This window comes from Streptomyces sp. NPDC001634, assembly GCF_040298185.1.
Lineage (GTDB): Bacteria > Actinomycetota > Actinomycetes > Streptomycetales > Streptomycetaceae > Streptomyces.
This window is the reverse complement of sequence record NZ_JBEOZU010000010.1, coordinates 116,928-130,558: the sequence shown is the minus strand read 5'-3', so window position 1 is coordinate 130,558 and position 13,631 is coordinate 116,928. Positions and strand designations below refer to the sequence as shown.

Genomic DNA, 13,631 nt, shown 5'->3' with positions numbered 1-13,631 from the left:
GCCGTTCACCACCGCTGCACACAGGGCCGCCGGGCCACATGCCGACGCTCCTACTTCCGCACCGATGGGACGGACCGCGATGACCAACACTGACCACACCCTCCTCGCCGAGCCGGTGAGCCTCCCTGAGGTGCCCGATGCCGCGATAGCGATGATCGATGCCGAGGGCATCGTCGTGGGGTGGACGCACGCCGCTCAGCAGCTCGTCGGCTATACGGCCGGGGAGGTCGTGGGCCGGTCCGCCGTACACGTGCTGCCGCCTCCCGAGGACGCACGGAGGGCTTCGGCGTTCTCCGAGCAGTGCCGTGAGCGGGGCGGCTGGTCCGGCACTGTCGCGATACGCCACCGCGACGGCCACACGCTCAGGATGACGCTGCGGGTCTCGCTGCTGCGGGGGCAGGACGCCGGCACCCGGTGGCTGGTGTCCGTGACGGACATAGGATCTCTGTCCTCGGGGGCGACCGGGGGACCGGTGCGGGAGTCGCTCCTTGCCCGAGCTCCGATCGGCATCGTCGTTTATGACGCGCAGTTGCGCTGTGTCTGGGTGAACGACGCCATGGAGCGGCACGACGGCGTGCCTCGTCACCGACGCTTCGGGCGCGGTCTGAAGGACTCACTGCCCGCCGTCGAGGCCGAAGCGCTCAAGGTAGTGATGCGACAGGTGCTGGAGAGCGGCACGACGACGGTGCACGAGTACCGTGCGTGGCCGCCTGCGGACCGGCCCCGCGAGCACGCGTTCTCCGCCTCCTTCTTCTGTCTCCAGGGCGCGGACGGCACGCCACTGGGCGTGTGCTCCATGACCGTGGACGTCACCGGAAACAAGCGGGCGCGCGAGCGCCTCGCCATCCTCAGCGAGGCCAGCACGCACATCGGCAGCACCCTCGACGTGATGCAGACCGCCCAGGAACTGGCAGAGCTCACCGTGCCCCTGCTGGCCGACCATGCCCTGGTCGATCTCGTGGAGTTTGTTCCGTTCGGCGTCGAGCCGCCGGCACGGACCGGCACGACGGGTGGCCGACCGCCGCTGTTGCGCCGTGCCGGTCTGGCCTCCGTCGACCTGGGTCTCCTCGAGTTGCCGTGGGTGCGTGAAGAAGTGGTCCACCCCCACCCGGACTCGCCGTTCTTCGCCGCCATGCGCACGGGACGGTCGTACCTGGAGCCGATGCTGGACACCCATTCCGGCCCCTGGGTCGACCATGACGCGGTGCGGGCGCAGAAGGTACGCGACAGCGGCGTCCACTCCTTGATGGTCGTACCCATCCGTGCCAGGCGCTGCGTGCTGGGACTGGCGCTGTTCGGCCGTTCCACGGAACAGACGCCGTTCCAAGAGGACGACCTGCTCCTCGCCGAGGAGTTGGTCACCCGGGCCGCGCTCTGTTTGGACAACGCGCTCCAGTACGCGCGCGAGCGCACCGCCGCTCTCACGCTGCAACGCGACCTGCTCCCTCACCAGGTGCAGGGCGGTGCTGCCGTCGAGGTCGCCTCGCGCTATGTGCCCGCCGACATGGACCACGGTGTGGGGGGCGACTGGTTCGATGTGGTCGAGCTGTCCGGCGCACGGGTGGCGCTGGTCGTCGGCGATGTGGTGGGACACGGCATCAACGCCGCGGCGACCATGGGCAGGTTGCGCACCGCCGTGCGCACGCTCGCGGACCTCGACCTGCCCCCGGACGAACTGCTGGCGCACCTCGACGACACGGTCCGGCGACTGAACGACGAGGACGCCGACGACACCGACCGGGTTCCCGCGGTCGTCGGTGCCACCTGCCTGTACGCCGTCTACGACCCGGTCTCCCGACGGTGCACGCTGGCACGGGCCGGGCATCCGCCGCCCCTGGTCGTCGACGCGCAGGGCGGGGTCACTGTCCCCGACCTGCCGGCCGGAGCCCCGCTCGGCCTCGGTCTCGGCCTGGTGCCTTTCGAGTCCGTGGAACTGGAACTGCCCGAAGGAAGCGTGCTCGCCCTCTACTCCGACGGCCTGGTGGAGTCCCGCGGCGAGGACATCGACGTTGGCCTGCGGCGTCTGGGCGCCTCCCTGGCACAGCCCAGTGCCGCCCTGGAGGACCTGTGCTCGCGGGCGATGGAGACCTTGTCGGCGCAGGCACCGGCCGACGACGTCACCTTGCTCCTTGCGCGGACGCGCGCCCTGCCACCCGCCCAAGTCGCGTCCTGGGATCTGCCGAACGAACTCGTCACCGTTCCGACGGCCCGGCGTCTGGCCGCCCGTCAACTCCGTGAATGGGGTCTGGAGCCGCTGGTGACGGCCGTGGAGTCGCTCGTCAGTGAACTGGTCACCAACGCGATCCGCCACGGCGACGGCCCGATCCGCCTACGGCTCATCCAGCACCGGGTGCTTACCTGCGAAGTCTCCGACACCAACACCGGTCGGCCACGCCCCCGCCATCCCGGCAATCTCGACGAGCACGGCCGCGGCCTTTACCTGGTCGGTCGGCTGTCGCGCAGATGCGGTTCCCGCTCCGTAACAGACGGCAAGGTCGTCTGGGCCGAACAGGACCTGCCATCCCCGACAGGCGCCCGCTGAGCGCCGACAGCCGCCACAGGATCCCCATCTCCCGTAGCCGCGGAACCTCGTAATGAAAGCCAGGGACATGCACACATCGGATGTTGAAAACACCGACCCGGCAGGCGCCTTTCGAGGCGCGACGAGCGTCTCCGGCGCCGGCCCCGGCGGCCGGCCGCCCGCCTTCGACGGTCTGGCCGCGGCCGTGCTCGACGATCGGGGCACGGTGGTGGGGTGGACCAGCACAGCACAGGACCTGACCGGGTTCTGCGCCGACGAGGTCCACGGCCGCCCCGTGCAGGAGCTCGTGGCCGACCTCCCGCACGACCCGCGCAGGGCCGCACACGTGCCGGAGACCGGCCGGGTACGACTGCGTCACCAGTGCGGCAACACGATCGACGTCACATTCCGGACCACACGGGTGAGCGGCTCGGCGGACTTCCTCGTGCTCGCGGCCCCCACTCCTCACGTCGCCGACCACTGGCACGGCGCAGCCCTCCTGCGCGCACTGTCCGCACAGAACCGGATCACGATCGCCCTGCACGACACGGATCTCACCACCGTGCAGACGAACGCCGTGCCGGACACTCCCGACGGCCGTCCCATACAGCCCGGCGCCCGACTGAGCGACGTGCTGTGCGCCGAGGACGCCGAGACCATCGAAGTGGTACTGCGGCAGGTGCTCGAGACGGGCGTCCCGGTGATCCACAGGCACCAGCGAGTGAGCTGGCGACACCATCCGGCGCGGCGGCACGCGCTGTCGCTGTCCGCCTTCCGACTGGAGGACGCGCGAGGACGCCCTGCAGGAGTCGCAGCCCTGTACATAGACGACACCGACCAACTGCGTGCCCGCCGACAGCTGGATTTTGCCCACGCGGTCGCCGAGCGGGTGGGGGGCTCCCTGGATGCCGTGCGGACCGCCCAGGATCTCGCGGACGCCCTTGTACCCACCTTCGGTGATCTCGCAGCAGTCGACCTTGCGGACGCCGTCTTCGACGGTGGCGAACCCGCAGAGCGGCTGGGTGGCGGAGATCCGCATCTGCGCAACGCTGCCCTGGCGCCGGCCACCGCGGACTGGCCGCCCGGCATCCAGCGCGGCAACCTCGTCCCATCCCTGTCCGACCACCCCCTCCTGCGCCGCTTCCAGCACGGCGAGACGGTCGTCTACGACCGGGACGACTACATCGCCCTGATCGGCGGCCCACATTCGGCCGAGCAGTTCCTCCCGTACGACGTCCAGGCGGTGATGGTGGCACCGCTGCACGCCCGCGGCCTCACCCTCGGAGCGATCGTGGTCTGGCGCACCGGTCCGTCCGAACCGTTCACCGCGGACGAGGTGGATCTCATGAGGCAGATCGCCTCACGGGGAGCACTCGCCATCGACAACGCCCGCCGCTACACGCGCGAGCACAGAGCGGCCATGGCCCTGCAGCAAAGACTCCTTCCCCCGGCCACGACCGACACTCCGGCGGCCGAGACCGCCGGCGTCTACCTGCCCACAGACCGTGGGGGCGGCACCAGCGGCGACTGGTACGACGCCATACCCCTGCCCGCTCTCCGGCTGGCCCTGGTCGCCGGAGACGTGATCGGCCGCGGCATACCCGCCAGTGCCACCATGGGCCGTCTGCGCGCTGCCATCCAGACCCTCGCCGACCTCGAACTGGAGCCGGACGAGTTGCTCACGCGTCTCGCTGACCTGGTCCAGCGCCTCGCGGCGGAAGCACCTCCTGGCGACCATGACGTCATGGGCGCCACCTGTCTGTACGCGGTCTACGACCCGGTCACCCGACGCTGCGCCATGGCCAGTGCCGGGCACCCGCCGCCGGTGCTCGTGCGGCCCGACGGGAGTGCCGAAGCCGTCGGCATACTCCCGGGGCCGCCCCTCGCCGTCTGCGGCATGCCGTACGAGACAACCACGATCGACGTCGAGCCGGGCAGCGTCCTCGCGCTTTACACCGACGGCCTGGTCCAGCAAGCCGCACACGACGTGTGCGACGGGCTCCAGCGGCTGACCGATGCCCTCGCCACCTCCTGCCGCCCGGACCGCGCGCTGGAGGAGACCGGCAGGGCCCTCCTCGGCAATCTGGTGGACGAAGCACCGCGTGACGACGCGATCCTGCTGCTGGCACGCACCCGCGCCGTACCGGCCGAGGACACCGCTCACTGGCAGATACCGGCCGATCCGGCTGCTGTCTCGGACGCCCGGGGATGGGCGACCCGCCAACTCACCGCGTGGGGGCTGGACGACCTCCTCTTCCCCACCGAGCTCATCGTCAGTGAACTGGTCACCAACGCGATCCGCTACGGTCGTCCGCCGGCGGAGCTGCGACTGATCCGCCACCACGTTCTGGTCTGCGAGGTCACCGACTCCAACACCGCCCAACCCCGCCTGCGCCGCGCTCGCACCACCGACGAGGGTGGACGCGGCCTGTTCCTCGTTGCCCAACTCGCCGAGCGCTGGGGCTGCCGCCACGGCCAGAATCACAAGATCATCTGGTCCGAACAGCCCATCGCGCGCGCCCACTGATCACGTCCTGTGGTCACCACACGCGGGTCGTGTAACTCGCTCAGTGACTCCGGCAGGCGCCGCCGGAACTACTCCGGGTACAGCGCGAAGTTCTAGGTGTCCGAGCCGAGAGGTCCACCGGCGCGGTGGCGGTTGCAGGGAGGTGGAAGGCGTGATTCCGGCCCGGCGGCCGGAGAAATGACCGCCAGCCGTGACGCTCGTTTGACGCTCTGGGTGCCCGCAAGCGGGACAGCGGGCCGTAATACCGGGCGTGGCCTGCGCCTTTGCGTGCCCTGCTCAAGTCGACATCGTCTTCCACCTGGTCAGACCTGTGCAGTCGCAACCCCCGTCATAGGGGCAGTGTGAGAGGTGCGTTCGACGGCAAGCCCCTGCAGGCGCGGCTGGCGGGGGCTTACGGGCGGGTGTGCTGCAGCTCCGGCGTCGGCACCGTTGCCCTCGGGTTCGGGCGACCAACAGTCATAGCCTTCGCCCCTGCAAAGTCGAACGCCCCTGGAGATGGCTGAGGCGATGTCTGCCCCCGCGGAGGGGCGCACGGGCTTTTCGTCCGCGGGCTGTTCGTGGTCGCGCAAGAGCATCCGTCGTGCACCGGGTGGACGCCCTGATCGGCCGGCCGACGCTGTGTCGCACCCGAACGTAGTGGCCTGTGGCCGCGGGCCGAAGGCTGGGAGGCGGATGTGGCTTGCGGACGGGTACTCGCCCGCCGGGCCGCACTTTAGACTGCGACCGCTCCGAAATCTGACGATCTTTTGGAGGGTGTGCAGGATGAACCGAGCTCTCATGACCGCATTGGCGGCGGCAGCGTTGGTCGTGTCCGGGGGCAGCACCACCGCCTCCGCTTCCGATGCCCCGCCGCGAACCACGCACGGTCCTTGCCAGTACACCCAGACACCGAACGAGCCGGCGGCGCGGCCGGTTCCCCTGCCGCCCGACCCGCGGCACACCCCCAGTCACGGCACGGTCGATATGGCTGTCCCGACCAGCCAGGGCCCGCTCCCGCTGCGCCTGGACCGGGCGAAGGCGCCATGCACGGTCCAGAGCTTCCTGCACCTGGCGCGGCACCGGTTCTACGACCGTACGGTGTGCCATCGGCTGACGGCGTATCCGACGCTGAAGGTCCTGCAGTGTGGCGACCCGACCGGCACTGGCGAGGGTGGGCCGGGGTACGAGTACAAGGACGAGCTGCCGGTGGACCTACCGCCGGCACCGAGCGATCCGACCGGCGTCCGTCGCCTTTACGGGCGCGGTTTGCTGGCGATGGCCAACGCCGGGCCTGACACAAACGGTTCGCAGTTCTTCGTCGTCTACGGCAACTCCGCGTTGCGACCGAACTACACGGTGTTCGGCACGGTCGGTGCCGCCGGCCTGAAGACGCTCGACAAGATCGCTGCTGGCGGAATCGAGCCAACTACGCAGGACCCCGCGCCTGTCGACGGCATGCCCGTGCTGCGGACCGAGCTGCTCAGCGTCCGGCCGTCCTGCCGGCCCTGATGAACTGTGGTGCGGTCACCGTGGGTCCAGCTATGGCGCTGGATCGCCGACCTGCATATTCATGACTCCGGTAGATTCTGCTCGACCGTTTCCGGGTCCTGGCGGTTCAACGTGTGGAGTGCGTCGTGATGCCTGGATCTGTCGTGGATTCGAGGGTGGAGACCGGGGGAGCGCGGTTGTAGCGACGGCCGGTGGTGCGCCGTGGTTGTCGATGACGAAGGCCACGCGGCCGACTCACCCCCTCCCAGATTTCTCCCGCAGAGCGCGAGGTTGCACTGCTGACCAGGTGAGGGCCTGCGCGGTCCGCCCTCACTTTGAAGAGATCGATCTCAACGCTTCCGTCGACGCCCGCCCCGGCCCGCTGCCGCTCCCGCGGTTGTCGTTTCCCTCTCCGGGCCGGGGCGATCGGCTGCGACCACCAGGGCAGCCAATAGCGTCGTGACCGGTACCGAGGCGACCAGACCGATCGAGCCCACCAGCGTGCGCACGATCTCCTCGGCCACCAGCTCGCTGTTGGCGACCGTGCCCACGCCGCTCTCCGCGATGGAGAAGAGGAGCAGCAGCGGCAGCGCGGCTCCCGCGTACGCGAGGACGAGGGTGTTGACCACGGAGGCGATGTGGTCGCGGCCGATGCGGATGCCTGCCCGGTACAGTCCGCGCCAGCCCATCGTGGGGTTGGCGTCGTGCAGTTCCCAGACGGCCGATGTCTGCGTCACGGTGACATCGTCGAGCACGCCGAGCGAGCCGATGATGACGCCGGCGAGCAGCAGACCGCTCATGTCGAGCTTCGGATACAGGCCGTGGATCAGGCCGGTGCTGTCGTCGGTGTTGCCGGTGAGGGCGGCCCAGCCGATGAACGCCGAGCCCAGGATGCCGATCAGTGCCAGCGAGAGCAGGGTGCCGAGCACGGCCACCGAGGTGCGGGCCGACAGGCCGTGGCACATGTACAGGGCGATCAGCATGATGGCGCTCGAGCCGACCACCGCCACGAGCAGCGGGTTCGAGCCCTGCAGGACGGCCGGCAGGACGAAGAAGTTCAGCACCAGGAAGCTGATGGCCAGCGCGACCAGCGCCATCACGCCGCGCAGCCGGCCCACGACCACGACGGCGAGTGCGAAGATGCCGGCCAGCAGGCCCATGGGAAAACGGCGATTGACGTCGGTGACCGAGTACTGCAGGTCCTTGGGCGCGGAGGGTTCGTAGGCAGTGACGACCTTCTCGCCCTGGTGCAGCTGACGTGCCTGGTCGGGCTGCACGATCTCGGTGAAGGTGCGTCCCTTGTCCTTGCCGGTGTCGACCCGGATCGTGGCCTTGTGGCAGGTGCCGTTCGCCTCCTGCTGTGCCGAGTTGCCCTCGGCGGTGGAGGTGTCGCCGGTCGGGGTCTCGCCGGAGGCGTTCACCGCCTTGCAGCTCACCTCGACGACCTTGGTGACCGTCGCCTGCTGGGTCTGCTGGTCGAAGCCGACACCGGTGTGCTTGTGCGGCGGGGCTCCGCCCGGCCACAGCACGACGAGCCCCACCACGACCGCGGCGGTGAAGGGGATCAGGATCGCCGCGATGACCTTGCGCAGGTGCCGGGAGACCGGCGCCGCGGGCCCGTGGCCGTGCGAGTGGCCGTGTCCGTGACCGCCGGCTCCCGCTTCGGGGCTGTGATTGGAGCCATGTTCGGCGGCGGTCGCTGGTGCGTGCCCGTGGCCTATCGCCTGAGAGAGGGGGAGGTGGCCCGCGCCGGCATCGGGTCCGTAGCCGGGGTGAGGTATCGACTCGGGAGGAGTCCCGTACCCGTAGTCGTGGCCGTACTCGTTCGTGCGACCACCTCTGGGTCGGGGCGGGTCGCCGACCCGGTTCCAGTCTCCGGCGCTCTGCCGGTCAGCGGTTCCCATGCCGTCTCCCTCGCGGTTGTCCGTGCCCCCTCCGGAGCCGGTCCTGCGCGGCGGCCCTGAGGAAGAGTAAGGGAACGGCTGTGGCGTGGACTCAGCCCGAGCATCGCCAGAAGATCGAGCGTTCTGCTCACCATGCCTGGATCATGAACCTCTTCACCGGCCGCATTTTCCGCGCCGCCCCCCGGGGTGCGTGCCGCGAAACTCCCGTCGCCATAGGAGGAGAACGGCCCCTCTGCGGGTGTGCGGCAGGGCGCGATGGGGCGTGGTCGGGCCGTAGATCCGTTCAGTCTCGGGGCTGGAGAGCCCTTGCGGTGCGTTCCCAAGGCAGGTGGCCAGAGGCGGCGCGGCGGTGCGCGGCCGGCTGACGTCATTGGGTTCGTCGAGGGTGCCGCAGACGCTGGACAACGGTGGAAGGAGCGCTTGCGGTTGCTGTGCGGTCCCGGAAGGGAGGTCAGGCTGATCAGCACGCGCCGGCCCCCATGAGGGGGCCAACCGCATTCTATGGAGAAGCAAAGAATTCGACCCGGTACTGCCCGGAAGGACCTGTTCCGGTCTACGTTCCCCTCGCACCCTGTCATGTCACGCTCACCCGGCGTGGCAGGGCGCTGTGAGTGTCATGCTCCTGACTGCGCGGTTCCACCGCCGCTACGCGCAATCACGGGCCTGCCCATCCAGTGCGATACCCCACGTCAACCGGAGGCAGTACCCCATGCGTGAGTCACACCCGAGCGGGCGGAGACGGAGTCTGCGAAGACTCGTCGCCGTCGCCTTCCCCGCCCTCGCCCTCACCGTCGCCGGATTCACCGCCGCACCGACGGCCGGCGCCCAGCCTGCCGCGACCCACCCTCAGACCTCCAAGGTCACGCAGAACAACAAGGCACTGACCGCCCCCGAGCGGCAGACCTACCACTCGACCGGCAAGGTCGGCCAGAAGGTGCCGACCCAGCACCTGTGCGCCACCGCCGAGCCAGGTCATGCGTCCTGTTTCGCCCAGCGCCGCACCGACATCAAGCAGCGTCTCGCCTCGGCGCTCGCGGCCGCCGCGCCCTCGGGCCTGTCCCCGGCGAACCTGCACAGCGCCTACAACCTGCCCACCACGGCCGGCTCCGGCATGACCGTCGGCATCGTGGACGCGTACAACGACCCGAACGCCGAGTCGGATCTGGCCACCTACCGCTCCACGTATGGCCTGTCGTCCTGCACCAAGGCCAACGGCTGCTTCAAGCAGGTCAGCCAGACCGGCTCCACCACCTCGCTGCCGACCAACGACACCGGCTGGGCCGGTGAAGAGATGCTCGACATCGACATGGTCAGCGCCGTCTGCCCGAACTGCAGCATCATCCTCGTCGAGGCCAACTCCGCGACCATGGCCGACCTCGGCGCCGCCGAGAACGAGGCCGTCGCGCTCGGCGCCAAGTTCGTCTCCAACAGCTGGGGTGGCTCCGAGTCCTCCTCGCAGACCAGCGACGACACCTCGTACTTCAAGCACCCGGGCGTCGCGATCACCGTCTCCTCGGGTGACTCCGCCTACGGCGCCGAGTTCCCGGCCACCTCCCAGTACGTGACGGCCGTCGGCGGCACCGCGCTCACCACCGCCTCCAACTCCCGCGGCTGGAGCGAGTCGGTGTGGCACACCAACTCCACCGAGGGCACCGGCTCCGGCTGCTCCGCCTACGACCCGAAGCCCAGCTGGCAGACCGACTCCGGCTGCTCCAAGCGCATGGAGGCCGACGTCTCCGCGGTCGCCGACCCGGCCACCGGCGTGGCGGTCTACGACACCTACGGCGGCTCCGGCTGGGCGGTCTACGGCGGCACCAGCGCCAGCTCGCCGATCATCGCCTCCGTCTACGCCCTCGCGGGCACCCCGGGCGCGAGCGACTACCCGGCGAAGTACCCCTACCAGCACACCGGCAACCTCTACGACGTCACCAGCGGCAACAACGGCAGCTGCTCCCCGTCGTACTTCTGCACCGCGGGCACCGGCTACGACGGCCCGACCGGATGGGGCACCCCGAACGGCACCACCGCCTTCACCTCCGGCTCCACCGGTGGCAACACGGTGACCGTCACCAACCCCGGCAGCCAGTCGACCACCACCGGAAGCTCGGTCAGCCTGCAGATCAAGGCCACCGACAGCGGCGGCGCCTCCCTCACCTACAGCGCGAGCGGCCTGCCGACCGGGCTGTCCATCAACAGCTCCACCGGCCTGATCTCCGGTACGGCGTCCACCGCGGGCACCTACCAGGTCACGGTCACCGCGAAGGACTCCACCGGCGCCTCCGGCTCGACCTCCTTCACCTGGACCGTCGGTTCCGGTGGTGGCGGCTGCTCTTCCTCCCAGCTGCTGGCCAACCCGGGATTCGAGTCGGGCAGCACCGGCTGGAGCGCGACCAGCGGTGTCATCACCAACGACTCCGGTGAAGCGGCGCACAGCGGCTCGTACTACGCCTGGCTGGACGGCTACGGCTCCTCGCACACCGACACGTTGTCCCAGTCGGTGACGATCCCGTCCGGCTGCAAGGCCACGCTCACCTTCTACCTGCACATCGACACCTCGGAGACCACCAGCAGCACCGCGTACGACAAGCTGACGGTGACCGCCGGTTCGACCACCCTGGCGACCTACTCGAACCTCAACCACAACTCCGGGTACGCGCAGAAGACCTTCGACCTGTCCTCGCTGGCGGGCCAGACGGTCACCCTGAAGTTCAACGGCGTGGAGGACTCCTCGCTGCAGACCAGCTTCGTCGTGGACGACACCGCCCTGACGACCAGCTGATCTTCCGGTTCGGCCCCGGGCCCCGCACGCGGAAGCCGTCCGCGTGCGGGGTGGGCCGTACCCACCGGCTTGTTGTAGAACGCCACGAGCCGGTCCGCCGCCCGCCCGGCGTTCAGAGTGGCGGAAGGCGCGTTCGAAACCGGGCGCAGATTCGGGCTGCGTCGCCGACGCGCCCGTTGTGAGCCCCTGGCGTGCCGGGTCACCAACTGCTTTTGGTCACGCCAGGGAGCTCGCCCGCGTGGGCCATCTCGCGTACGCGGATGCGGGACAGGCCGAAGGCGCGCAGGTAGCCGCGGGGGCGGCCGTCCACGGAGTCGCGGTTGCGCAGGCGTGTGGCGCTGGCATCGCGGGGCTGCCGGCGTAGTTCCCGCTGGGCGGCGGCGCGGTCCTCGTCGGAGCTTCCGGGGAACGCGATGATCGCCTTCAATGCGGCGCGGCGCGCGGCGTATCGGGCCACGACGAGGCGCCGCTGGTCGTTCTTCGCGATCTTGCTCTTCTTCGCCATCAGACCTTCCCTCCACGGGCGCGGATGCGGGCCACAGCGGCCTCGATGCCGATCGTGTCGACCGTCTTGATGCCCTTGGCTGAGAGCGTGAGTCGGACGTGGCGGCCTTCGCTCGGCAGCCAGTAGCGCTTGCTCTGGACGTTGGGGTCGAAACGGCGCTTGCTCCGCCGGTGCGAGCGGGAGATGCGATGGCCGAATCCGGGCTGTCGGCCGGTGAGTTGGCAGTGGGCGGACATGGCTGTTCCTCCTTGGGGTGGATGCAGCAGCACACTAGCGCCAGATGAAAATGAAAACCAATATCTTGTATGGTGCTGTCCATGGCCCGTAACGAACTGCGCCCGATCATCAAGCTGAGGTCCACCGCCGGTACCGGCTACACCTACGTGACCCGCAAGAACCGCCGTAACAACCCCGACCGGCTCACCCTGCGCAAGTACGACCCGGTCGCCGGCCGCCACGTCGACTTCCGTGAGGAGCGCTGAGAGCCGTGAAGCCCGGAATCCACCCCGAGTACCGCCCGGTCGTCTTCCGTGACCGGGCCGCCGACTACGCCTTCCTCACCCGGTCCACGGCCACGAGCGACAAGACCATCGAATGGGAGGACGGCAACACCTACCCGGTCATAGACGTCGAGATCTCTTCGGCGAGCCACCCCTTCTACACCGGCACCCAGCGGGTCCTGGACACCGCGGGGCGGGTCGAGCGCTTCGAGCGGCGGTACGGACGCGGACGGAGCGAGCGGTGAACGGGGACGAGGCGCGGCTGCCGGTGGCGATCGTCGGCGGGTTGCACGCGGACGCCCGCCGGGCCGCCGTCGAGGAGATCCTGCGTACAGTCCCCGGCTCGGTCGCGCTGCACCACGATCTGACGTCCGCCGTGGACAGCGCGGTGCGCCGGACGGTGCGCGACGCCGACGGTTTGCTGGGCAGTGGCGACGCACCCCTGGTGAACGACTGCGCGTGCTGCGCACTTCGCGAGGATCTCGTCCCCGAACTGCTGCGGCTCGCAGCGGAGGGAACGTACCGGCTGGCCGTCGTGGAACTGTGGGACTCCGTCGAGCCCCAGGCCATGGCCGGAGTCATCGGCGCCGCGGGCGCACCGCTGGCCCTGACCGGGGTCGCCACCGCGGTCGACCCCGCACTCGTCCTGCCGTACCTGTCCAACGGCGACGACCTGGCCGACGTCGGCCTGGCCGCCGCTCCGACCGACCAGCGCACGGTCGCCGACACCTTCGCCCGGCAGCTGGAGTACCCCACGGTGATCGCCCTCGGCGACGACGATTCTTGCGACGAGGTCGCCGACGACACCGACCACGCGCTGCTCGCCCAGCTCACACCAGGCGCACGAAGCGTACGGGTGGAGAGCGACGGTGCCCTGGGAGCAGCGCTGTTGGCAGGCTTCGACGTGGCAGCGGCCGCCGCCCGTGTGCATCCTGCCTGCGCGCTGCTGCCGCAGTCGTGCGACGAGCACGGCGTGAGCACCTTCGTCTGGCGGCGCGAACGGCCCTTCCATCCGCAGCGCCTGTACGCGGCGCTTGAGGACCTCACCTGCGCCGCCGCGCGCAGCCGTGGACGGTTCTGGCTGGCGGACCGCCCCGACACACTGCTGTCCTGGGACGCCGCCGGCGGCGCGCTGTGCGTGGAGTCGGCCGGGCCCTGGCTGGCCGCCCTGCCCGACGCCGCCTGGGAGATGGTGCCCGCCGAGCGCCGCCTCGCCGCCTCCGTGGACTGGCACCCGGAACACGGCGACCGCTGCCAGTACCTCACCTTCACCTCGCCCGGCCTGGACCGCGACGGCCTGTCGGCCCTGCTCGACTCGTGCCTGCTCACCGACGACGAGTACGCGGCGGGCAGGGGCCGCTGGAAGCAACTCCCGCACGCTTTCGACGACTTGCTCGACCCCGTGACCTGAAAGAGAGGACCGACCTC

10 protein-coding genes are annotated in these 13,631 nt (G+C 69.9%); 7 read left to right on the top strand and 3 right to left on the bottom strand.

Annotated features, from left to right (window positions below; all coding sequences use genetic code 11):
* Nucleotides 1-79: 79 nt before the first annotated feature.
* The 3 genes from ABT186_RS09295 to ABT186_RS09285 all read left to right on the top strand — a co-directional run bounded on the left by ABT186_RS09295 (nucleotide 80) and on the right by ABT186_RS09285 (nucleotide 6,536).
* Nucleotides 80-2,542: a SpoIIE family protein phosphatase gene (locus tag ABT186_RS09295; RefSeq protein WP_351924329.1), complete on the top strand. Its 2,463-nt coding sequence runs from the start codon at nucleotides 80-82 to the stop codon at nucleotides 2,540-2,542.
* A gap of 67 nt (nucleotides 2,543-2,609) precedes the next feature.
* Entirely contained in the window at nucleotides 2,610-5,048 is a 2,439-nt protein-coding gene (locus tag ABT186_RS09290; protein WP_351924327.1) for an ATP-binding SpoIIE family protein phosphatase, read from the top strand.
* A gap of 963 nt (nucleotides 5,049-6,011) precedes the next feature.
* Nucleotides 6,012-6,536, top strand: coding sequence for a peptidylprolyl isomerase (locus tag ABT186_RS09285; RefSeq protein WP_351228509.1), 525 nt, complete (start codon nucleotides 6,012-6,014; stop codon nucleotides 6,534-6,536).
* Between the two features lie 329 nt (nucleotides 6,537-6,865).
* On the opposite strand, the gene ABT186_RS09280 is transcribed toward ABT186_RS09285, so the two are convergent.
* Nucleotides 6,866-8,419, bottom strand: a complete 1,554-nt coding sequence (locus tag ABT186_RS09280; RefSeq protein ID WP_351228511.1) for a YibE/F family protein — start codon at nucleotides 8,417-8,419, stop codon at nucleotides 6,866-6,868.
* Nucleotides 8,420-9,128: 709 nt separating this feature from the next.
* Here ABT186_RS09280 and ABT186_RS09275 point away from each other — a divergent pair.
* Nucleotides 9,129-11,198 carry a putative Ig domain-containing protein gene (locus tag ABT186_RS09275; RefSeq protein WP_351924325.1) on the top strand — a complete coding sequence of 690 codons (2,070 nt, stop codon included), beginning with the start codon at nucleotides 9,129-9,131 and terminating at the stop codon, nucleotides 11,196-11,198.
* A gap of 199 nt (nucleotides 11,199-11,397) precedes the next feature.
* Here ABT186_RS09275 and rpsN read toward each other — a convergent pair whose 3' ends face one another.
* Both rpsN and rpmB read right to left on the bottom strand, forming a co-directional pair.
* Nucleotides 11,398-11,703 (bottom strand): 30S ribosomal protein S14, encoded by a 306-nt coding sequence (gene rpsN / locus ABT186_RS09270; RefSeq protein WP_351228515.1) that lies wholly within the window; start codon nucleotides 11,701-11,703, stop codon nucleotides 11,398-11,400.
* Nucleotides 11,703-11,939 (bottom strand): 50S ribosomal protein L28, encoded by a 237-nt coding sequence (gene rpmB, locus ABT186_RS09265; protein ID WP_351228517.1) that lies wholly within the window; start codon nucleotides 11,937-11,939, stop codon nucleotides 11,703-11,705. The genes rpsN and rpmB overlap by 1 nt, the downstream gene beginning before the upstream one ends.
* Nucleotides 11,940-12,020: 81 nt before the next feature.
* On the opposite strand from rpmB, the gene rpmG reads away from it, so the two are divergent.
* From rpmG to ABT186_RS09250, 3 genes are read left to right on the top strand one after another with little or no spacing between them, the layout of a single operon-like run.
* Entirely contained in the window at nucleotides 12,021-12,185 is a 165-nt protein-coding gene (gene rpmG, locus ABT186_RS09260; protein ID WP_014150502.1) for a 50S ribosomal protein L33, read from the top strand.
* 5 nt (nucleotides 12,186-12,190) lie between these two features.
* Nucleotides 12,191-12,448, top strand: coding sequence for a type B 50S ribosomal protein L31 (locus ABT186_RS09255; protein WP_330337050.1), 258 nt, complete (start codon nucleotides 12,191-12,193; stop codon nucleotides 12,446-12,448).
* Nucleotides 12,445-13,614 (top strand): CobW family GTP-binding protein, encoded by a 1,170-nt coding sequence (locus ABT186_RS09250; protein WP_351228522.1) that lies wholly within the window; start codon nucleotides 12,445-12,447, stop codon nucleotides 13,612-13,614. Before ABT186_RS09255 ends, ABT186_RS09250 begins: the two co-directional genes overlap by 4 nt.
* Nucleotides 13,615-13,631 lie beyond the last annotated feature (17 nt).

Excerpts from the sequence above, each read along its gene's own strand:
- ABT186_RS09275 (WP_351924325.1), top strand. The coding sequence starts at position 9,129 with ATGCGTGAGTCACACCCGAGCGGGCGGAGACGGAGTCTGCGAAGACTC.
- rpsN (WP_351228515.1), bottom strand. The coding sequence starts at position 11,703 with ATGGCGAAGAAGAGCAAGATCGCGAAGAACGACCAGCGGCGCCTCGTC.
- rpmG (WP_014150502.1), top strand. The coding sequence starts at position 12,021 with ATGGCCCGTAACGAACTGCGCCCGATCATCAAGCTGAGGTCCACCGCC.
- ABT186_RS09290 (WP_351924327.1), top strand. The coding sequence starts at position 2,610 with ATGCACACATCGGATGTTGAAAACACCGACCCGGCAGGCGCCTTTCGA.
- ABT186_RS09280 (WP_351228511.1), bottom strand. The coding sequence starts at position 8,419 with ATGGGAACCGCTGACCGGCAGAGCGCCGGAGACTGGAACCGGGTCGGC.
- ABT186_RS09285 (WP_351228509.1), top strand. The coding sequence starts at position 6,012 with ATGGCTGTCCCGACCAGCCAGGGCCCGCTCCCGCTGCGCCTGGACCGG.
- rpmB (WP_351228517.1), bottom strand. The coding sequence starts at position 11,939 with ATGTCCGCCCACTGCCAACTCACCGGCCGACAGCCCGGATTCGGCCAT.
- ABT186_RS09295 (WP_351924329.1), top strand. The coding sequence starts at position 80 with ATGACCAACACTGACCACACCCTCCTCGCCGAGCCGGTGAGCCTCCCT.